Source organism: Chitinophaga polysaccharea (genome assembly GCF_007829335.1).
GTDB lineage: Bacteria > Bacteroidota > Bacteroidia > Chitinophagales > Chitinophagaceae > Chitinophaga > Chitinophaga polysaccharea_B.
This window is the reverse complement of record NZ_VIWO01000001.1, coordinates 852081-874039: the sequence shown is the minus strand read 5'-3', so window position 1 is coordinate 874039 and position 21959 is coordinate 852081. Positions and strand designations below refer to the sequence as shown.

Below are 21959 nucleotides of genomic sequence, written 5' to 3'. Positions count from 1 at the left end.
CGCTTCCCGTTTACCATGGCTGGGAAGCGGCTATTTTCCAACATCTTTTTTTATAAATATAGATGCTTGTTTATCAAGCATTTAAAATAGGTCAACGGATATGTTGCAGGTATCGTTCCAATGAAAAATCTACCGCCCTAGCTGCATCTGTTTTAATATATCGTCCAAAAGCTCCATACATGGCATCATATGCCAGCGGTTTTACAGCAGCATGCAGGGTATTGATTTCCCGGGCCGACAAAGGAATATTATTGGGATAACTGTACATCACCGATACCGTTTTCCGGTCAGACGACACCTGGATAATGTCGCCAACCAGCAACAATCCCTTACCTGCCGGGGCATACAATACGTTGCCGCCGGCAAAATGCCCGCCGCATAACACCAGCTTCATACCCGCCCATAGTACCAGTTCAGGGCCCGACCAAAGCTTGATCACCTCATCACGGCGCTGTAGCCATTCAGCATCCAATGCGTGCACATATACCGGTATGTTTCCAAAAGCATGACTCCACTCCACGATCGTGGAAAAATAATGCGGATGGGAAATGGCCATCGCACGGATACCACCTAACCGCTGAATAATATCTATCGTAGAGGCGTCGAGGTTAGCAATACAATCCCACAGGATATTTCCCTCCGGCGTAACCAGCAAGTGCGCCCGCTGGCCGATAGCAAAATCGGGAGTGGTATAAATGGCGTACAGGTTGGGCGCCACCAGTTCTATAATGTTTTTATGCGTTTTCTGCACCTGCTCCAGTGTCGTCCAGCTTTGCCCTCCCGGATTCACATATTGTCGTTCATCTTCACAAATCGGGCAATGCGCCGGCACTTCCTTACTGGCTTCATACTGTACCCCACAGGTACTACAGAGGTAATGTATCATATCATTCACTTTTGCTGGTAGAATATAGCTATTTTTAAATAAAGCAGGTATTCCCATCACGGCCAGGGCACTCTGCTTTATCCAGTTCCTTCTCGTGTTATCTGTTGACATAATGCTTATTTTTACCAGCAAAACTACCGCTACCCCGTAGCCGGCTCAATAGACATACCCGACAATTACTTGTACTTTTAGACATGCAGCGAAAACATATTCCATCCCACCATATCACCGATGGCGTTACTGTCAATATCCCCACCCAGCTGAAAGACGTGCTGGTGGCGGTCATCAATGACGAAGGAAAAATAATGGAACGGCAATATCCGCATCGCCACGACTACTACGAAATATCACTCCTGGCGGAGGGAGTGGGTATTCAGCATATCGATTTTACGCCTTTTCCCTTCAAAGGTCCCGTAGTATTTATGTTGTCGCCCGAACAGGTACATCTGCTGGAACGCGATAGAGGCAGCAAGGGTTTTTCGCTTAAATTCAACGCTCCCTTCTTCAGCAGTGGCAATGATCCTGATAAACAGCTGTATGCCCATTTCTTGTTCGACAACCTGCAGGGCTACCCGGTTATTGCCCTGCAACCGGAAGAATATGAACGGCTGAATACCTTGCTCACGCTCACCCTGCAGGAATACGACCATGCCAGCACCGGCACCGGCGATATCCTGTTTTCCTACATCCGGGTGATACTCATGGAAATACTCCGCATCCGCGGACAACGGCTCCAGGAAGCGCATCTGCAACCGGGGCTCCGGCAATCGCAGCTGCTGGCATTTAAGCACCTGTTACATCAGCATTTCCACGAACAGCACGAAGTACAGGACTATGCCAACGCAATGCATATCAGTCCGCGACAGCTCAACGCGCTCACGCAAAAACTCACCGGCAAAAATGCCGGCGCCCTGATCAAAGAAAGAATACTATTGGAAGCAAAGCGCCTGCTGTTTCTCGACAACCTCAGTATCAAGGAAATTGCCTACCAGCTTGGCTTTGATGATCCGGCCTATTTCAACCGGTTCTTTAAGAAAAATATGGGTATCGCCCCCCAGCAATTCCGGGAGCAGGAGCAGGGCCGGTAGAAAAGCTTATCCCGCCACCAGTTCCCCGTTTTTAAACAACGGTAGCACATTAGCGCCATCCGGCGTGAGGCAGTAGTGTATATCTTTTTCCAGCCCATACTTCGCTAAACGCTGATAGTGGGAGGCCTGCTTCATAAAGGTATAAATATCGTCTTTGGCGGAAGTATAAAGAGCCTCAGCCGCGATAGCGGAATCGCAGTTAACGTCAAAATGCGCCTTAATACGGTTCACCACGGCCCCCGCAAAGAGAGTATCCTCCATGTTGACCCGGTCTTTCCAGGCGGCACAACCCAGGAGAACGTTTTGTTTTTGCGCCACCAGGTACTCGCACACCGCGCTGATATTAGGAAAAGAGCCGGTAATAATCTGCACCGCATCTTTGGCCATATGCAATAACTTGGTACCATTGGTAGTAGTGAGTACCAGAGTTTTATTTTCTATAAACTCGCGCGGATATTCGAAAGGAGAGTTGCCGTGTACCAGTCCTTCCGCTATTTTGCCATCTCTTTCGCCAGCGGTAATACCACCGATAGCGCGACCAATATTCACACATTCTTCCACGCTGGCCACCGGGATTACCCGGGCGGCGCCGTTGTGCAGGGCTGTACAGATGGTAGAAGTAGCCCGCAACACATCGATAATAACGACTATGCTGCTTTTCACATCAAATAAGTGTAACAATGCCGGGGATAAACACACTTCCAGGCTGGGTTTATTGCTTTCTGTCATTCAAATGCTTTTAACTTTAATCAAGGATCACCCGCCACTTCTCGCTTTCGGCAAACTCCTTAATAGTATTATTTCGCTCCTGCAGTAGCTTGGTCATATACTTTTGCAGGTAAATCTTTTCAAATACTCTTCCAAACCAGCCATAAGGCGTACCAAAATCCATGATATCGATCATGACGGTACCGTTGCCGATTTCTTTGAAATGATGCTCATGACTCATATGGGTAAAGTCGCCATCGGTCATTTCATCACTAAAAAACTCATGCTGTCGCATCGCAGTGATTTTGGTGGTCAGCTCCCTCATCTTCCCAAGGTGCTTAGCCCGCCAGGTCACGGTTTCGTTATAAGCAATCAGGCCGTTGGTGCGACCTTTAATCGCTTCTTCCTGCCGGTGCGACATGCTTTTCTTGTGCAGCGTAATGCTCCTGCTCAGGTCAAAGACCCGCTCCAGCGGAGCATGGATAACGGTAGTTAAATGGATAGTAGGCATAGATATGGTGGTAAATATAAAAATTTCGGTGCTCCGAAAACTTTCAGGCACCGAAATTAACAACTTTTAGCCGGCTATTCCTATTATTCCTAACTCAGGAAAGGTACTTTTACCACTTTTGCTTTCAGGGCCTTGTCCCTTACCGCAATAAATATTTCAGTATCCTGTGCAGCGAATGGCGTATTTACATAACCCAGACCGATGGCTTTTTGCATAGAAGGCGACTGTGTACCGGAGGTTACGCGGCCAATCACATTACCGGCAGCATCCTTGATTTCATAATCGTGACGCGGAATACCTTTATCTACCATTTCAAAACCAACCAGCTTTTTGGTAACGCCTTCGGCCTTTTGTTTTGCAAATATTTCGCTGGAAGTGAATGGTTTGGTGAATTTGGTGATCCAGCCCAAACCTGCTTCCATAGGGGAAGTAGTGTCGTCAATATCATTGCCATAGAGGCAGAAACCCATTTCCAGGCGGAGGGTATCGCGGGCGCCTAAACCAATAGGTTTCAGTCCTTTAGGACCACCAGTGGCGAAAATAGCCTCCCATACCTTATCTGCTGCACCGTCGGTATCTTCAAAATAAATTTCGATACCACCGGCACCGGTATACCCTGTAGCGCTGATCACCACATTAGGTACGCCGGCAAAGGTGCCTTTGGCGAAAGTGTAATATTTCATATTTACCAGGTCCACGTCGGTGAGTGGCTGGAGCATGCTGGTAGCATTAGGTCCCTGGATGGCCAGCAGGCAGGTTTTGTCGGAAATGTTGTGCATTTCCACGTTGTTGGTATTGAACTGGCTGATCCAGTTCCAGTCTTTTTCAATATTGCTGGCGTTTACCACCAACATATATACTTTGTTTTCTTCAATGCAATATACCAGCAGATCGTCTACGATACCTCCCTCGTTGTTCGGCAGGCAGCTGTACTGCGCCTTACCGGCAGTTAGTTTGGAGGCGTCGTTGCTGGTAACGCGCTGGATCAGGTCCAGTGCATGTTCGCCCTTTAAAATAAATTCGCCCATATGGCTTACATCGAACACACCGGCGTTTGTACGTACCGCCTGGTGCTCGTCGTTAATACCAGTGTAGGAAATAGGCATGTTGTAACCTGCAAAGGCGGCCATCTTGGCGCCCAGCGCAATGTGTTTCTCAGTAAAAGGCGTGTTTTTCATACTTTGTTTTTAAAACGGGGCAAAAATAGCATTTTGAGAATTACCAACCTTACACCCCATTTGGCGAATGACGGTTTTCAGACGAAAGTAATGTATTATAAATACTTAAAATACAATGATATAGTCAAAAGATCTTCTGGCAGATTTGGCCATTCAACCATGGTAATTCGTAATTTTGCCGCAACACCCAAATCAGATTGCTGTGAAAAAGATCACCTGGCTGTTACCACTGGTAGTTGTTACCATCCATGTTTATGCCCAAAGAAAAGAGGACAGAAAAACCCTTGGTAACCTACAACTACATATCAATTACCTGAGCAGCAATAAGCTGGAAGGCCGCAGTACTGGCGCTCCCGGCGAGCAACTGGCCGCAGCGTATATTTCTGCTCAGATGAAACAAATTGGTCTCAGCCCCAAAGGGGAGGATGGCTTTTTACAGCAATTTACTGTCAAAGAAAGCAAGGAACCCGCTACCAATTGCCACCTGGCCATCAACGAAGATAAGCTGGTAGCCGGCCAACAGTATCTCCCCCTGCCTTTCAGCGCAGAAAAATCAGTCAAAGGAGAAGTAATGCCCAGCGTAAATGAACCCGACAATATCTGGTTTATCAACGTGGCAGAAATGGATACCGATAGCCGGAAAACACCCCTGGAGCAGTACCTGCAACAAACGCAGATCGCTGAAAAGTCGGGCGCTACCGGCGTAATATTTTTTAACGGGAGAGAATCTATTGCCGAAGTACAGCAATGGCTCGATCAACATCCCGCCACTGCTGGCATTCCGGCCGTATGGGTTGGCAGGGAAATCAGCAAAAAACTAAGCGCCGACGATGCCGGTAGCTTCCAGGTAAATATGCAGATTGCCTTTAAACCCATCAAACGCACCGGCACTAACGTAATCGGCTATGTGGATAACAAAGCCCCCCATACCATCATTATCGGCGCCCATTACGATTTTCCCGGCTGGGAAAGTACCGCCAAATCAGATGATAATGTAAGCGGAACAGCCGCCCTACTGGAATTAGCCCGCCTGCTGACAGGCTCCCGTCTCCATAACAATAACTATGTGATCATCGCCTTTTCCGGGAAGGAACAAGGCCTATATGGCTCTAAATACTTCGCCTCCCATAGCACCGTAAACCTGGCCCAGGTAAACTATATGATTAATATGGACGGTATCGGGCAACTCAATCCAGGTAAGGCTTTACAGATAGGCGGAACAGGCACCTCCCCCGGATGGGCCGCCATCCTGCAGGAAGCCGCCACCAACAAAGAGCTGCCACTGGCCTACGACTCTACCCTGGCTGGCAACTCTGATCACGCATCTTTCTACAAAAAAAATATACCGGTACTTTACTTCTATACCGGAACAGCTACCAGCGACGACAAGATAAATTATACCGGCACCCTCAACGTCCTCAAACTGGTGTATAACATCATCGATAAAACGAATAATAAGGACAAGCTGGCCTTCACTAGTGCCCAATAATCACCACATAATTACGAACCACTCAAAATTTGAGAGTTACATATAGGTGCGAAATGTATATTTTCGCATAAATACGCTATTCGTAATATTTCAATTTATCCCTTTAAATGGAAGAGAAACTGGCGCTTATATACCGGTATTTCCAGCTGCTGGAAACTTTTTCAGCAGATCCCGTTGAATTTGCCAGGATTTTTCATCCGAACATCATTCAGACTGAATATCCAAACCAGCTCTCGAATGAGATCAAACAACGCAATTTTGAGATCATGCTGGAAAGCATGGCCACCAATAAAATAATTTTGAAATCCCAGCACTTCAGTGTGCTGAAAGTGGTAGAATCAGGAAATACCCTGGTAGTAGAAGCCAAATGGACCGGTGAAATAGGCGTAGATGCCGGGCAATTCCGCCGCGGCCAGGTGATGAAAGCATTTATTTGCACTATCATAGAATTTCGCGATGGAAAAATTTACCGTCAGCGTAACTATGATTGCTACGAACATTAAACTTATGCACTCATGAAAAAGATATTATCACTCCTCACAATGACCGTAGTGCTGTTTGCCTGCAACAACGCCCGCAACAAGGAACAAAGTACCGACCGGTCGGCTTATGACGTTATCAACGAAAAGTGTTACGTATACCGCGAGTTTAAACCCGCTCCCGGCGCATTGACCGACTCTGTGCTGCAACTTCGCAAGCAACTGACCGACTACCTGGACCAGCACCAGTTCAAGGCCCATATGGCCGGGAAAGACAGCCTGCTCTTCCACCGTCAGAATGGCCAGGAAGTAATCATTGAGCTACCTACACCGCAGGATATCTGGGAACAAAGTACTATTATCGTTTTTGACCCGGTAAAAAATCCTTTGTTCGTAAATTTGCACAAAGGCACTGCCCAGATAGAACAATATATACAAGCAAAATAATCAGAAAGGTTTGCCCATTATACAAAACATCAGACTGACCGTAGATGCGGTTGTATTTGGATATATTCCCAAAGAAGGAATCGTGGTCCTGCTCATTAAGCGCACCATCCAACCCTATCTGCATAGCTGGGCACTGCCCGGCGGTTTCGTACTCGACAACGAATCGCTCGAAGAAGCCGTTACCCGCGAGCTGCTTACCGAAGCCGGCGTAAATATCAATTACCTCGAACAGCTGTACAGCTTTGGTCTCCCCGGGCGCGACCCCAGGGGCAGGGTAGTGTCCGTGGCTTACTTCGGCCTGGTAAATCCTACCAACTTTAAGCTCGCAGCCAGTTCCGATGCCGAAGATGCCAGCTGGTTCAATATCAAAGATTTACCATCCCTGGCTTTCGATCACGCTACCATCATTGATGTAGCGGTACAACGCCTCCGCAATAAAATCCGCTACGAGCCCATCGGCTTTGAACTGCTGGATAAAAAGTTCCCCATCGCCGACCTCGAAAAACTCTACGAAACCCTGCTGGACCGGCCTATAGATCGCCGCAATTTCCAGAAAAAAATAAACCACCTGGGGATATTGATTGCCCATAACGAAAAACAAAAACAGGTATCGCAGGGAAGGCCCGCGAATTTGTTCAGTTTCGATGAGGCGAGGTATTTTAAGCTGAAGAAAGAAGGGATGACGTTTGAGATATAATAGAGGTTCTTGAGAATTAACACTGTTGCTTACACCGGCAGCAAAGACGTTTAGCCCTGCCTTTTCCTACTCCCTCGAATTCAAGGGAGTTAAAATCAAAGATTCTTTAAGCCTGTTATTACAACTTGTAATTAGTCCCCTGGCGAGGACCAGAACTCCATTTTATAGATCAAAGAAAACCCCGGGATGCACCTCTAATACCTCCGCAATAGCTTTTAATGTAGAGTAGGTGGGATTAACCTGGCCCTCTAATATCCGCCATACCTGGGAGGCGCCAATTCTTGCCAATCGTGAAAACGCTTTATCAGTAATATTTCTTTCCGTTTTCAGCTCGCGGATTTTCATGCCGAGCTTCTTTAAATCTTCCTGGTTTCGGTTAACTGCCAACATTGGATGAATATTTTTATCCAATTTAAAAAATGACTGCTTACAAGATGTCTATGAAATGTGAACATTCCCGTTCTTTGTATACATTCTTTGTTTAAGCCCAGCATCTCCCGTAAAACAGCCACTTTTATTTTGTGTACTTTTTACAAAAAACATTTTGCTGATTCAAATCTCCTTTCTATATTTGTGTAACAATTACACAAAACAGATCGGACATGCAAAACACAAAACCCACAGGAGTGATCATCGCCCGCTTCCAAACACCTTCCCTCCATGAAGGCCACCTGGAGCTGATCCGGCAGGTTAAACAAAAACATAACCGCGTCCTCATCATCCTTGGCGTTAGTCCGGTGAGAGGCAGCCGCAAAAATCCGCTCGACTACTACACCCGCGAGCGGATGATCAAACAAGCATTTCCTGAAATCATTGTATTACCCCTGAGCGATCAGAAAAGCGACACCGTGTGGTCACAGAAACTGGATGAACTGCTTCACAATAATTTCCCCCACGAAACCTTTTTATTATACGGCAGCCGCGATAGCTTCATGGGCACTTACTGCGGTCGCTATACCACCACAGCACTGCCACCCATAAAAGATTATAACGCTACCGCCATGCGGGAAGCCATATCAGATAAAGTATTTGATACGGAAGAATTCCGCGCCGGCATTATCTATAACACCTATAACCTGTTTCCATCCGTATATGCTACTGTAGATATTGCATTATATAAAAACAATAAAACACAGTTGCTGTTGGGCCGCAAACCAAATGAAGCCGTATGGCGCCTCCCGGGCGGATTTTCCGACCCAACCGACGAAAGCTTCGAACTGGCCGCTGCCAGGGAACTGCAGGAAGAATGCGGCGCACTGGAAATCGGCCCCATGGAATATGTAGCCTCCGTACGGGTAAACGACTGGCGCTATCGCACAGAAGTAAACAAAATTATTACCACCCTCTTCAGCACTGACCTGGTATTCGGAGAACCCGCTGCCAATGACGATCTCGAAGAAGTAAAATGGGTAACAGTAAAAGACATACCGGGCATGATCAGCCGGAATGAAATCGTAGATACACATCTTCCGTTGATCGCTAAACTCACTGAAAAATATACTTACTAAGACTAAAATATTGAGATATGACAAAGGAAAACCTCATTCTCCTCGCCGACGCTTATAAATACTCTCACCACAAATTATATATCCCTGGTACCGAGTACATCTACTCTTACCTCGAAAGTCGCGGTGGCAAATTTGATGAAACGGTGTTCTATGGGCTCCAATATTTCCTGAAAGAATACCTGGCAGGTGTAGTATTTACCAAAGAAAAGCTGGATGAAGCCGAAACTATGCTCACAGAGGTATTCGGACGTAAGGATGTATTCGACCGCAGCCGCTTTGAATATATCATCGAAAAACACGGTGGTAAACTTCCCATCCGCATCAAAGCGGTACCCGAAGGCACAGTGGTGCCTGTACGAAATGTGCTGATGACCATCGAAAACACCGACCCTGAATGCTTCTGGCTTACCAACTTCCTCGAAACGCTGCTCATGCAGGTATGGTACCCCTGTACCGTAGCCTCTGTATCAAGAGAAATTAAAAAAATAGTAAAGAAATATTATGATGAAACTGCCAGTGCAGCAGCCTATGCAGGCATCGACTTTGTACTGAACGACTTCGGCTTCCGGGGCGCCAGCTCTGTAGAAAGTGCCGGTATCGGCGGTAGTGCCCATCTGGTAAGCTTTTCCGGCAGCGACACCATTCCCGGCTCCCTGTTTGCCAAACGGTATTACAATGCACCTACCGCACCGGGACTCTCTATCCCTGCCACAGAGCACTCCGTAGTAACCCTGCTGGGTGAAAAAGGAGAACTGGACATCTTCAAACACATTCTCGATACGTATCCAACCGGCACCATCGCCTGTGTATCCGATTCTTACAATATTTTCCGGGCCTGCGAAGAGTACTGGGGTACTGAGCTGAAAGAAAAAATTCTTAAAAGAGATGGCACCCTGGTGATTCGTCCCGATAGCGGCGACCCGGTGCAAACGCTGCTCCGCATATTCAGCATCCTCATGGATAAGTTTGGCTATACCACCAATGAAAAAGGATATAAAGTGTTGCCACCACAGGTAAGAGTCATACAAGGCGATGGCATCAGCTATTCTTCCATCCCTGGTATATTTGAAGCCCTGAAACAAGCCGGTATCAGCGCCGAAAACCTGGTGCTGGGCATGGGCGGCGCCTTACTCCAACGCGTAAACCGCGACACCCAGGAATTTGCACTCAAATGCGCCTACGCCATGGTAAATGGTCAACCTATCGATGTACAAAAAATGCCGGTGGAAATGGACGCCAACGGCCAACTTCGTACTTCCTTTAAAAAGTCAAAAGCCGGTAAACTGGCCCTGATAAAAGAAAACAATGAATTTAAAACGGTAGCCGCCTCTACCCAGGCAACAAACCTGCTGCAAACAGTGTTTGAAAATGGGGAGGTGGTACGCACCTACACCTTCGATGAGGTACGCAAGGCTGCCACTTTATAAAAATATTCTTATTTCCTCCAGAAAACGTTTACCTCAGCGGGTTGTATCATCAAACGATACAACCTTTTTTCTTTACTAACATTTCTTAACTTCAGGGCATGTATTTACTCATACCCGGCCGTCATCACCTGCTGACTGACTTTCAATTCAAATATTTAAACCGCCTTATCAAATGCCAGCTGGATGGCGAAAAGGACGTATATGGTGCACCGTTAGTGTCCCAAACAATTCAGGGAGTAATCTTCGCCGTTACTTCGGCCAACCACCTGGGTACTAAACGAAACCCCGTTCCATTCTACCTCCGGGCCATGATCATACAGGAATTCTCCAATTCACTGGATGTACCAGCCTTTGTATATGGAATTGACGACGTAGGCGTAATCAACGATTTCCCGGAATATACCATCAAAACTATCCGCCATTCCAGCGAAGGCGTACATGCACTCACCCCGGAAAATACCGTCGTTATCTGCTCTACCGGCGTAAAGGAAATGTACCTTCAGCATGGATTCCAGGTATTACCCGCCGAATGGGACCCTGTCAGCAACCAGTTTACACAACCCATGCCCTGGGATGTGGTAAAACTCATTGCACAAGCAGGCGACTGGCGGAAAAATAAAACCATCCTCGACCAGATGCACCCCGCATCGTTTAAAATATGGTCGCTTTACGGCGTAGGGGAGAAGGTACAGCATATCCTCAAAGACCCTATCATAGGCGCCGATGGTGATCTTACTGCCACCCGCGATTATAACGTATACGTGAAACAAATGGACGACATTGCGGCACAGAAATACCGCGAAACCGCGCCATATATACAACCCGGCAACATCGGCGATATTGGCTGCGCCGCAGGATCCTGGATAAAAATAGCCTGCGACGACGATCGCCTCCACGAGTGCGACTTTTACGGCATTGAAGTATCCCGCCACCTCTATGATATCTGCCTGCAACGGAAACATAATGGGGAATTTGCTAATCCTTCGGTATTCTTTTCCCAAAAAAATGCCGTCACCAGCCTGGTGTTTGAAGCCGGTAGCATGAATACCATTCATACTTCTTCCCTCACGCATGAAATAGAATCGTATGGCAGCCGGGAAGACCTGATTGCGTTTATACGCAACCGTTACAACGAGCTGGTACCCGGCGGTGTATGGATTAACCGCGATGTAGTAGGACCGGAAAACAAGGATGAAATTATCTTACTCTGGTTAAACGAAGAAGATGGGGAAAATAACCTGCCCATGCCCGAAAACCCCACCACACAAGTGCTGGCAGGCTGGCTGGGGAAACTGTCCACCATGGCGCTGTTCAAACAATTTGCAAAAGACTTTCGCCACCAGGAAGGATTTCAACTACCGCACGAATGGGTCAGCATAGCCGGAAAAACTTATGCCCAGCTGTCGATGCAAAACGCCTGCGAGTTTCTATTTAAAAAAGATTACCACGACAACTGGCTCAGCGAAATGCATGAAACCTTCTGTTTCTGGAATTATAACGACTGGAAATCAGCCCTGGAAGAAGCAGGGCTCCGGTTAGACAACCTCTCCACTACCTGGAGAAATGAGTGGATTGTAAAAAACAGGTTGGAAGGAAAGGTACAACTGATGCGCCCGTGCAACAATGATGTACCTTTACCTATCCCTTTCCCTGTTTCACATATGTTGTTGATGGCCAGGAAATAATGAGCCTGCCACAGGCCCCTGGCCGAAGCCTGCGGCATTGCTATATATAGGATATTATAAACCCAGTTTTTTCAGCGGCACTATCACCAGCTTATTATCCAGCAATTGAGGTACCAACAAAGTATGATGTTTTGCATCCAGCGCAATATCTGCTGGCGAACGCATGGATGTTACTTTCGTATAGTTCTTGCTGTTAATATCATACACGTAAAAATTCCCTTTTGCCGGATCTTTAATCGTAATCCAGTCAGATACCAATAAACGGTGATCATCTAACTGTACAATACCGTCAAAAAGCCCCGTCGGCGTGCCTTCTATCGGCTCAAAGGCTGCATTGTCGTCATGCAGTTTTTTTGCAAATATTTTACCGGTACCATCCAGGTTAGGTCCCATAGAGCATACATAAATATTATCGCTATGCGCATCATACAGCACACCATTGGCCGTTACAATATTTCCTTTTAGAATAGTCACGTCGCTGGTATGCACATTCACCAACAATACCTGGTCTTTAAATGAATCTGTAATAACTAAAGTGCTGTCATCTACACGGCTCAAATCATTGAGCAGGGCGGCTTTCCCTTCCAGGTTCAGGTCAAATACTTTCTTCCGGGTGGATATATCATAACCTTTCACATGGTCAATGTCGGCCACGTACAAAACGCTGTTGATAACCTCCAACCCCTTGGGCGCATTGAGTACATCATCAAAATACTTCAGGGATAACTTACCCTTACTATCTATATAAGAAATAAAACCATCTCCATCTTTAGCCACAGGATCCAGCTTTGGGCCTATATCCGATACGAAGTAGCCACCATTGGCCGCCACCACGCTTTCCGGGTTGGAAAGGCCGGAAATGCTTTGCTGAGCATAGGAGATAAAAGGAATGAATAAAAAAAGAAAAGCGGGGAAATACTGTTTCATAAGATGTTATTTGCCGCAAAAATACTCCACGGCATTTTCATCTCATTTGTAGAAACGAAAGAACTTATTGTTAATATCAAAGAAAAAGAAAGCCGGGATATGATTATCCCGGCCATTACCTAAACCTACAACTGTTACACTGTTAGTAACATATCTTTAATTAACATGAATTTCGTTTAAAGGCACTTCTTCGTATGATGCTACCATCCGTTGCCTGATATAGCGTTTGGCAGACAAACGACCAATACCCAACTTAGCCATTCCCTTATCCACCACCATGTATACCACCGGTACCACAATCAGGGTCAGGAACATGGAGCTGATCAACCCTCCGATGATAGCCCAGGCCAATCCATTTTTAATAGCGCCTACACCACCCGTTGCCAATGCAATCGGTAACATACCGATTACCATCGCGATCGTCGTCATCAGGATAGGACGCAAACGCGCGTTATTGGCGTGTATCAGTGCCTGATAAGTACTTTGTCCCTGCTCTTTCATCTGGTTGGTAAAGTCGACCAGAATAATTGCATTCTTCGCCACCAGACCGATCAACATGATGATACCCAATATGGTAAAGATGTTCAGCGTATTATTGGTCAACGCCAGCGCCAGCAAGGCGCCGATAATTGCCAACGGAATAGAGAACAATACCACAAACGGATATATATAGTTATCGTACAGCGCTACCATGATCAGGTATACCAGCACAATAGAAATCAGCAACGCCGCTCCTAATGTGCCAAAGGAATCACCCTGGTTCTCCGCATCTCCACCAAATACGTAACTGATGCCTGTCGGTTTACCCATTTTTGCCAGCTTGTCGGTAAACTCCTGCGTTACCGTACCGGAAGGACGCCCCATTACCTGTGCCTGCACAGATACGGATGTATTTTTATCCCTTCTTTCGAGGTGGCTCGGACCGGAACCTTCTGTTACCGCTGCAAATTGCGATAACTTGATGAGCTGACCTTTATCGTTAATAAACTGTATGTTAGAAACATCCTGCAGGTTCTTTCTACTGAACTCGTCAAAACGGATGTTGATATCATATTCATAGTCTCCCTGGCGGAATTTCACCTTGGAATCATCCGCAGTACCGCTGAATGCAGTTTGCATGGTTCCACCCACGCCGTCGAGCGTAAGCCCCAGTGCGGCCATCTTATCACGGTCTACCTGCACATTGATTTCCGGGTTACCGTCTTCCACCGACAGTTTCACCTCAGTGGCACCACTGATGGTTTTAAGGGTATCCATCGCTCTTTTAGCGTAGTTCATTACACTATCGAGCGCTGTACCCATCACAATTAACTCCACCGGCGCCCTTTCGGCAGTACCCATAATACTTACAGCGGTCGTTTTCACTTTAACACCAGGCAAAATGTTTTTCAGTTCCTTCTTGATCTTTGCCGCATAAATATCTGAAGCGTCGGCACGCTTCTCAGGATCCACCAGCATCACCGTAATTTCTGATTTATAGGCGGTGGACTGGGAGTTACCAAATCCATCTTCACTGGTTTGACCCACCGTCGTGATCAAGCGGGTGATCTCTGGTTTTTTATTCAAATATTTTTCAGCCGTTCTGGTGGCCAGGTTTGTTTGCGCTACAGACGCATCTTTCGGCATTTCCAGCATCACAATAAACTGTCCGCGGTCACCTTTTGGAATAAACTCACCTCCGATGTAACCTTTACCCAGCAGCATGAAAGATGCGAACAACAGGCCTATCGCCGCAATCAGCGTAATGGCCTTATGCGCCAGCGCCCATTTGAGCAGCCCGGTCATCCAGTTGGTGAATTTTGTGAGCTGTGCCTCAAACCAAAGAATAAATTTTCCAAACACATTCTTACCCGTAATATGCTCCAGTTTACCAAAACGGGAAGAGAGCAACGGTACAATCATGAAAGACGACAGCAAGCTCAACATCGTTGATATCATTACCACCACGCAGAATTCCCGCAGGATCTTTGATACCAGCTCATTCGTCAGAGAGATCGGCAGAAATACCACCACAATTACCAGGGTAATGGAAGTAACGGTAAACCCAATTTCTTTTACACCTTCAAACGCCGCACGTACCCGGTTTTTACCCATCTCCATGTGGCGATAGATGTTTTCCAGTACCACAATGGCGTCATCCACAAGGATACCTACCACCAGCGACAATCCTAACAGTGACATGAGGTTGAGGGAGAATCCCATCAGCTTCATACCAATAAACGTAGCGATCAGCGAGGCCGGAATGGAGATCATTACGAACAAGGCGCTGCGCACACTATGCAGGAACAACAACATTACCACCGCCACCAGCACTACCGCAAGGATAAGGTCATGTATTACAGAATCGGCAGATTCCAGCGTAAAATCGGAAGAGTCATTGGCTACCAGTATTTTGAGGCCATTAGCTGCATAATCTTTTTCTATCTGGGCAATGGACTTCTTCATTTCCTCACTCACGGTTACCGCATTGGCATCCGTTTGCTTCTGCACCTGCAAGGCAATGGCACTTACACCATCTACACGGGCAATACGGTCTGCGTCTTTCTGGGCATCTTGTACATCGGCTACATCAGTAAGCCGCACCTGTGTACCATCTGCCGTTGTTTTCAGCACCAGGTTGCGGAGCTGATCCACGTTTTTATACTTACCTGCCAAACGGATCAGGATCTGCTCATTGGCCGTTTTTACCTTACCGGTAGGGAAATCCAGGTTGGCATTGGTGATCAGCTGGCGCACCTGCATAATGGATAAATTGAATGCCTCCAGTTTCTTCGGATCTACGTTTACCTGTATTTCACGTTCCTGGCCACCAATCAGCGATACCTGGGCTACGCCTGGCAAACGGGATAATAAAGGTTGCAGCTTCTTATCTACCAGGTCGTAAAACTGTTTGTCATCCATCTTGGCGGTGGCAGACAACGTCATGATGGGCAAGTCATCCAGCGAAAATTTATTCAGCGATGGCGGCTTTGCATCACCGGGCAGGTCGGCCAGGATGGCATTTACCTTGCGCTGTGCATCTTGCAGGGCAATATCTACATTGGCGTCGTTATTCAGCTCAACGGTAATAACCGACAAGCTTTCAGACGATTTGGACGTGATCTTTTTGATCTTTTCCATAGACGCAACGGCGTCTTCAATTTTCTTGGTAACACTACTCTCCACTTCATTGGGAGATGCTCCCGGGTAAATGGTAGAAATAGTGACGATGGGGGAGCTGAACTTGGGCAACAGCTCGTAGTTCAGCGATTTATAACTCATCACGCCCAACAGGGTGAGGATGGTAAATACCACCACCACTATTGTGGGTCGCTTAATCGATACTTCAGTAATCTTCATGTTGCAAAAATTTGGTCAAACACCAGATACATTTCCTCGGTTACTTAACGGTTTGCTGAACGGCTACCGTAGCGCCATCTGTCAGGTTGATCTGACCGCTGGTAATTACTATGTCACCTTCGTTTAGCCCTTCCCGTACTTCTACCTGGTCGCCTACAATGCGGCCGGCTACTACTTTGCGTTTCTTCGCCACATTGCCTGCCATTACATATACTTCGTTACTGTTTACGCCACCGATAAAGGCGGTACGGGCAATGAAAATAGCCTTATCTGCTTTCGGGTCTACGAAGTGGGCAGTACCGTACATACCTGCTTTCAGGTCTTTCCCGGCAATATTGCCCACTTCCATTTCTACCGGGTAGTTCAGCGAGTTATCGCCTTTTGCAGCAATAAAGGTGATGGTACCTTCATACGTTGTTTCAGGAAATACACTGGAGGTAACAGATACTTTCTGGCCTTTGGTCAGGGTCACCACCTGTGCTTCAGGAACAGATACCGCCAGTTTAAGACGGGATACATCTACGATGTCGAACATTTTTGTTCCAACAGAGAGATAAGCCCCTTGTTCTATATATTTTTTATTGATAATTCCGGAGATAGGTGCTTTCACATAAGTATCGCTTACGCGGCGACTAGCGGCCTCGTAGCGGGTTTTGGCCACGTCGTACTGTAACCGGGCATCGTCCATTTGTTTCTGGGTAACGCCACCGGTCTGGAACGCGCTTTCATATCTTTCCTTATCTACTTTCAGCTGGTTGAGGTTAGCTTTTGCAGATGCGAGATCCGTATTTAAGATCTCTCCATCAATATAGGCAATGGCTTGTCCCTGTTTTACTACACTGCCCTCATCTACAAGCAGGCGGGTAATACGGCCGGCGGTTTCAGCCAGGTACGACAATTCACGTACCGGCGCAAAGTTTCCGTTGGCCAGGAAGCCCTGGGAAAAATCGTTGCGGGTTACTTTCTGCACCAGTACAGGAATATCACCGATATTACTTTGTTTTACAAATTCAGTTTTAGCTTCGTTAGCTTTTTTATTAGCGTTGAGCTTCCACATGATCAGTACTACTGCACCTACCGTTACCACTCCCCAGATTATAAACTTTTTCATCTGCAAATAGTTTGTGTGTTCTATCTTATTTTCGTTTATACGTTTAGTTTAGGAGATCTTTCAGACTTCCTTTGCTTTTTATGATTTCCAGCTCTGCCAACTTATACTGTAACAGTGCTTCGTTGTAGCTGTTTTGTGCGTCCGTCAGCGACGTTTCTGCGTTCAGCAGATCTGTTAAGCCTGCCAGGCCCAGCTTATAATTGTTCTGGGTAGAGTAGAACACTTCGTTAGCCAGGTCTACGTTTTCTTTCTGTGTAGTGATGGTAGATAAATTACTACGCACCATCAACTTGGCATTTTCATAGTCGGTGTTCAGTGACAACTCGGTATCTTCCAGCTGTTTGTTGAGCTGGCGCAGCGTTACGTTCGCCTGGTTCACTTTTGAGCGGCGGCCAAAGCCATCGAAGATGGGAATCTTCAGGGAAACGCCGATGGCGGCGGCGCCATACCAGCTGGTAGAGTTAGACGGATCTTTCTGGAAAGCAAACTGCTGGCTCATGCCGTTGTAGGAGTATCTTCCAAACAATGACAATGAAGGATAATATTCTGCCAGGTAGGCTTTCTTCTGCAATTGTTGCAGCTCTTCCTGCTTCTTCAGTAATTTGTATTCAGTTCTGTTGCTCAGGTTCATATCATCATATTGCAATACGCCGGCAGCTTTGTTCTCTATCTCTTTCAGCGAAGCTGGAGGCAACAGGAAGGTTGACTGCAAAGGCATGCCCATCACCTTTTTCAGGTTGTTGGTTTGCGTAGCGTATTGATTCTGCAGCTGTGTGCGCTGGGTAAGATTGTTGGTAAGATTTACCCGGATACGGTCTAGGTCTATCTTTTTTGCCAAACCGTTATCAAATTGTGATTTGGTGGCGGTTACCAGCTCTGTAAGTTTTTCGATATTACTATTGATGGAAATAATCTTTTCCTGTGTCACCAAAAGTTGGTAGTACAACTGTGATACGTTGTAGATCACGGTTTCGGTCGATTGCTCTGTTTGCAGCCGATAATATTCTTCGCCCGATTTAGCCGCTTTCAATCCTGTGAATACTGCCTGATTAAAGATTTGCTGGCTGAGTTCTGCTCCTACGGTGGCATTGTATTTCACACCAAATGCCACTAAAATGGAGCTATCCGGCTTGCCAAAAATGGCGCCTGGAAGCAGCGATTTCTGCAGCATCAGGTTGTCGGTGTAAGAGGCGTTACCATTCAGCTGTGGCAGTGCCTGGGAGCGAACTTCCTGGGTTTTGTATTTTCCCATTTCTTCGTCCATTTTTGTCCTGGCCAATTGCTTATTATTTGCCAGGGCAAACTTCAGTGCTTCCTGTAAGGTAAGCTGCGCTTGGGCATAGCCATTATATACCCCTATCCCTACAAGGAGGATAAGCGTTAACTTTAATCGCTTCATAAAATAAATCTGTTAGCGGTAGTAGTTTATTCGTCTTCTTTAATTTGCAGGTACTGGTTTGCCAGTTTATGTCCTTTGAGTGTAGCAATGCCCAGGATGAAATGGGCGGTTACTTGTTCCATTACCGTGTGCATTTCAAATTTATCTGCCGGGTATTGGATTGGGTCAAATGCTGCCTCCAGCTGCAGCTGGCGCATACGAGCTACAATATCTGTATGAAGATGCTGACGGTATAGGCCTTCCGTCATACCTCTTTCTAAATTTTTACGGATGTTACACAGTATCCCTTCGGCTTTAAAACTTTCCACACTTTTCCAGGTATCGGGGTGATACTTCTGGATTTCATACAACATCACAGGATTCTGCGTTTTGGCGATATGGGTGACATACTTCATATTACGTACCATTTCTTCAATCGCATTGTCGGTAGTGACTATACATTCATTGAAATACGCCATATGATTATTAAGCAACTGCTGCATACCTTCGTCTATCAGCGCCTGTTTGTCTACAAAATGCTCGTATACTGTTTTCTTGGAAATACCGCAATCACGCGCAATATCAAACATGGTTACTCCTTTGACACCATAGGTTTTGAACATTCTCAGTGCTGTTCCGAGTATCCTTTCTCTCATTTCCATGGCTTCCGTTGTTATGCTTTTAATCCTTTTATGAAGATATCCAGCAGTTGCTTTTGTTTTTCTACCACCTTATCCATTTCTTCTTCATCCATTTCAAAATCTTCCCTGGGGTCATCCATCAGCGAGAAACGTATTCCTATCCCTGACAGTACCAGCAGTTCTGCTACCTGTGCGGGGTTGTCTGTCCTAAACTCTCCTGAGGCAATACCTGCTTCAAGGATACGGGTGTGGAGATGGATCTCCCTTTCCCGTGCTTTCCGCTTTTCCTGTTGAAAGAGGGTGGTATTGTCCTGTAGGATCTTAAATATTTCCAGCCGGCAAAATCTGATGATGAATTCCTTCCGGAGATCTATAATATTATATAAAGCCTGGGTGGCGGATGTCAATTGTTCCCCTTCTTTTTCCATTTTACTGAAGTATGCTTCCGCAATCTTTTGGAGTACGGCAACGTGCATAGCCTTCTTGTCAGGAAAATAATAATACAGCGAGGCCTTGGAGCAGTGAAGATCATCTGCTATCTCGTTCATCGTTGTTTTAGAAGCGCCATAGTGAGTAAAACGCTTCAGAGCAGCTTCGAGGATTTTATCCCTCATTTCATCTTTAGCTTCTGTGTGCATTAACCTTTTGACTTTTTTAGTTTCAGAGTCAAAATTAGAAAGTTTTTTTGAATTAGTAGCGCGAGTTGACCTTTTAACAGCTATTTAACTTTTTAATGGCAAAAGTCAAAAAGTCAAAAAAGGAAGGCATGAGGGGGCTAGAAGCGCGTATTTATCTGATAATCAAGCATAAAAAAGGAGAGCGAAGACAGTTGCCTATCTTCGCTCTCCTTAAAATATATTTTCAGGAAGTGACCTGGTTATTTCAGTTTTTCCAGTGCGCCTTGTAATTTTTCGAACATAGCCGGAATTTCTTCCTTCACGCAGGTACCTACGCTGAGGCGATACCATGGTGAGTTTTTAGCGGATCCAAATGCGTAGAACGGTACCAGTGCCAGTTTTGCTTCATTCAGGATGTAGGAAGTAACCGCAGCCTGGTCAGCCAGCACCGTACCTTCAGCCGTTTGTTTACCTACGAGGTCAAATTTAACGGTGAGATAGATGGCCGCCTGTGGCGCAATAGCTTCAACCTTATGACCTGCTTTTTTCAGTTTATCGAAGCCATTGTAGATTTTCACCAGTCTTTCTTCGATTTCTCCTTTAAAGTGCTGGAGGTATTTATCCACATTCTCTTTCTGTACCAGATAGCGGGCAGCAGCTTTTTGTTCTGCCATCGGGCTCCAGGCACCTACGTGAGAGAGAATGGATTTCATTTTACCGATTACGTGTGCGGGACCTAAAGCCCAACCCACTCTTACGCCGGTAGCAGCAAAGGCTTTACTCATACCATCAATGAAAATGGTATAGTCTTTCATTTCCGGACGGAGAGAAACAGGGTTGTGGTGGTGCGTTTCCCCGAAGGTTAGTACCCAGTACATCTGGTCGAACATTACATAGAGCGGCTTTTCACCGGCGCCCCTGCTTTTGTTTTCTGCCAGTACCAGGTCGCAGATTTCTTCCAGTTGCTGTTTATGGAAGGCAGTACCGGTAGGGTTCTGCGGGGAGCAAAGCGCCAGGAGGGTAGCCCCTTTCAACAGTGGCTTCAGTTCAGCCGCAGTAGGCATAAAGTCGTTTTCTGGCGTAGTTTCCAATACTACGTGCTCCGCTTCCAGGAAGTGGGTATAGTGATTGTTATTCCAGGAAGGTGTAGCGTATATTACTTTTTCACCGCGATCCACGATAGTACGGAAGGTAGCATAAATGATCGGACGACCGCCGCAGGAAATCACGATTTCCTTAGCCGGGTCGTAAGTCAGCCCTTCCCGTTCAGCTATAAAGCCGCCTACTGCCTGTCTTAACTCCGCAATACCATCTGCAGGAGGATAGTTAGTCAGGTGCTCCTTATAGGCTGTTATGATTTCCTGTTCAAATTCAACCGGGATGGGAAATACCTTCGGGTCAAAATCGCCAATCGTGAAATTGTAAATCTTCTCACCCTTGGCCTGTTTCTCCTTTATTTCAGCTGCTAACTTAATGATTTCGGATCCAATCAGTGTTTCGGCTAAATGAGACAGTTTCATAACCTGCTTTTTTTTGTTGGTTTGGAATAATTTTTCAGCGCGGCAAAAGTAACCGATTTGAAGATAATTTAAAAGAACGGGCCAATTCTTTTCACGTTCATCAATAATAATACGTCACCATTAAATAGCATCTAATAAAGACAGCCCTTTTTAACAATTACGCATAGTATTATCTTAAAAATAAATATATGAACGCTTGCAAATCGTTGTGTAAAACCACATTATCTTAGTGTATAAGATGTGATGAAATTAGGGCGAATGTCGAAACTTTCTATCTTTGTTTACTGTACATTTGACCTTTTATGGGAGGTAACGCTTTGAGT

20 protein-coding genes are annotated in these 21959 nt (G+C 46.2%); 8 read left to right on the top strand and 12 right to left on the bottom strand.

The genetic code is table 11. The features are described from left to right. Positions 1-91 precede the first annotated feature (91 nt). Entirely contained in the window at positions 92-997 is a 906-nt protein-coding gene (locus FHW36_RS03750; protein ID WP_246121057.1) for an MBL fold metallo-hydrolase, read from the bottom strand. Positions 998-1080: 83 nt separating this feature from the next. On the opposite strand from FHW36_RS03750, the gene FHW36_RS03745 reads away from it, so the two are divergent. Next, positions 1081-1974, top strand: a complete 894-nt coding sequence (locus FHW36_RS03745; protein ID WP_145662436.1) for a helix-turn-helix domain-containing protein — start codon at positions 1081-1083, stop codon at positions 1972-1974. 6 nt (positions 1975-1980) lie between these two features. On the opposite strand, the gene FHW36_RS03740 is transcribed toward FHW36_RS03745, so the two are convergent. From FHW36_RS03740 to gcvT, 3 genes are all read right to left on the bottom strand, one after another. Next, positions 1981-2703 (bottom strand): 2-phosphosulfolactate phosphatase, encoded by a 723-nt coding sequence (locus FHW36_RS03740; protein ID WP_145662433.1) that lies wholly within the window; start codon positions 2701-2703, stop codon positions 1981-1983. Between the two features lie 16 nt (positions 2704-2719). Beyond that, positions 2720-3193, bottom strand: coding sequence for an SRPBCC family protein (locus FHW36_RS03735; protein WP_145662430.1), 474 nt, complete (start codon positions 3191-3193; stop codon positions 2720-2722). Between the two features lie 89 nt (positions 3194-3282). Continuing rightward, entirely contained in the window at positions 3283-4371 is a 1089-nt protein-coding gene (gcvT, locus tag FHW36_RS03730; protein ID WP_145662427.1) for a glycine cleavage system aminomethyltransferase GcvT, read from the bottom strand. Positions 4372-4573: 202 nt separating this feature from the next. Here gcvT and FHW36_RS03725 point away from each other — a divergent pair, with 202 nt between their 5' ends. The 4 genes from FHW36_RS03725 to FHW36_RS03710 all read left to right on the top strand — a co-directional run bounded on the left by FHW36_RS03725 (position 4574) and on the right by FHW36_RS03710 (position 7483). Next, entirely contained in the window at positions 4574-5860 is a 1287-nt protein-coding gene (locus FHW36_RS03725; protein ID WP_145662424.1) for a M28 family peptidase, read from the top strand. A 107-nt stretch (positions 5861-5967) separates the two neighbouring features. Further along, a complete protein-coding gene (locus tag FHW36_RS03720; RefSeq protein ID WP_145662421.1) occupies positions 5968-6363 on the top strand; it encodes a nuclear transport factor 2 family protein in 396 nt (131 codons plus the stop codon). Positions 6364-6375: 12 nt separating this feature from the next. After that, on the top strand, positions 6376-6786 hold the full coding sequence (locus FHW36_RS03715; RefSeq protein WP_145662417.1) for a hypothetical protein: 411 nt from the start codon (positions 6376-6378) through the stop codon (positions 6784-6786). Positions 6787-6796: 10 nt separating this feature from the next. Beyond that, positions 6797-7483 (top strand): NUDIX hydrolase, encoded by a 687-nt coding sequence (locus tag FHW36_RS03710; RefSeq protein ID WP_145662415.1) that lies wholly within the window; start codon positions 6797-6799, stop codon positions 7481-7483. Between the two features lie 162 nt (positions 7484-7645). Here the strand turns inward: FHW36_RS03710 and FHW36_RS03705 are convergent, their stop codons facing one another. Further along, entirely contained in the window at positions 7646-7873 is a 228-nt protein-coding gene (locus FHW36_RS03705) for a helix-turn-helix domain-containing protein (protein WP_145662412.1), read from the bottom strand. A gap of 212 nt (positions 7874-8085) precedes the next feature. Between FHW36_RS03705 and FHW36_RS03700 the strand changes: the two genes are divergently transcribed. The 3 genes from FHW36_RS03700 (at position 8086) to FHW36_RS03690 (ending at position 12103) form a co-directional block, all read left to right on the top strand. Further along, positions 8086-8991, top strand: a complete 906-nt coding sequence (locus tag FHW36_RS03700) for an NUDIX domain-containing protein (protein ID WP_145662409.1) — start codon at positions 8086-8088, stop codon at positions 8989-8991. A gap of 17 nt (positions 8992-9008) precedes the next feature. Continuing rightward, complete coding sequence (locus FHW36_RS03695) at positions 9009-10418, top strand: nicotinate phosphoribosyltransferase (RefSeq protein ID WP_145662406.1); 1410 nt, start codon at positions 9009-9011, stop codon at positions 10416-10418. Positions 10419-10516: 98 nt separating this feature from the next. Next, the gene (locus FHW36_RS03690) at positions 10517-12103 is read left to right on the top strand and encodes a class I SAM-dependent methyltransferase (RefSeq protein ID WP_145662404.1); all 1587 of its coding nucleotides are present in this window, start codon (positions 10517-10519) and stop codon (positions 12101-12103) included. Positions 12104-12157: 54 nt separating this feature from the next. Here the strand turns inward: FHW36_RS03690 and FHW36_RS03685 are convergent, their stop codons facing one another. From FHW36_RS03685 to FHW36_RS03655, 7 genes are all read right to left on the bottom strand, one after another. After that, positions 12158-13030, bottom strand: coding sequence for a hypothetical protein (locus tag FHW36_RS03685; protein ID WP_145662401.1), 873 nt, complete (start codon positions 13028-13030; stop codon positions 12158-12160). Positions 13031-13186: 156 nt separating this feature from the next. After that, a complete protein-coding gene (locus FHW36_RS03680; RefSeq protein ID WP_145662398.1) occupies positions 13187-16369 on the bottom strand; it encodes an efflux RND transporter permease subunit in 3183 nt (1060 codons plus the stop codon). A 40-nt stretch (positions 16370-16409) separates the two neighbouring features. After that, the gene (locus tag FHW36_RS03675; protein WP_145662395.1) at positions 16410-17480 is read right to left on the bottom strand and encodes an efflux RND transporter periplasmic adaptor subunit; all 1071 of its coding nucleotides are present in this window, start codon (positions 17478-17480) and stop codon (positions 16410-16412) included. Between the two features lie 43 nt (positions 17481-17523). After that, positions 17524-18879 carry a TolC family protein gene (locus FHW36_RS03670; protein ID WP_145662393.1) on the bottom strand — a complete coding sequence of 452 codons (1356 nt, stop codon included), beginning with the start codon at positions 18877-18879 and terminating at the stop codon, positions 17524-17526. 26 nt (positions 18880-18905) lie between these two features. Next, positions 18906-19520, bottom strand: a complete 615-nt coding sequence (locus FHW36_RS03665) for a TetR/AcrR family transcriptional regulator (protein ID WP_145662390.1) — start codon at positions 19518-19520, stop codon at positions 18906-18908. A gap of 11 nt (positions 19521-19531) precedes the next feature. Next, complete coding sequence (locus tag FHW36_RS03660) at positions 19532-20137, bottom strand: TetR/AcrR family transcriptional regulator (RefSeq protein WP_145662388.1); 606 nt, start codon at positions 20135-20137, stop codon at positions 19532-19534. Positions 20138-20376: 239 nt separating this feature from the next. Then, on the bottom strand, positions 20377-21636 hold the full coding sequence (locus FHW36_RS03655; RefSeq protein WP_145662385.1) for a pyridoxal phosphate-dependent aminotransferase: 1260 nt from the start codon (positions 21634-21636) through the stop codon (positions 20377-20379). Positions 21637-21959: the final 323 nt, after the last annotated feature.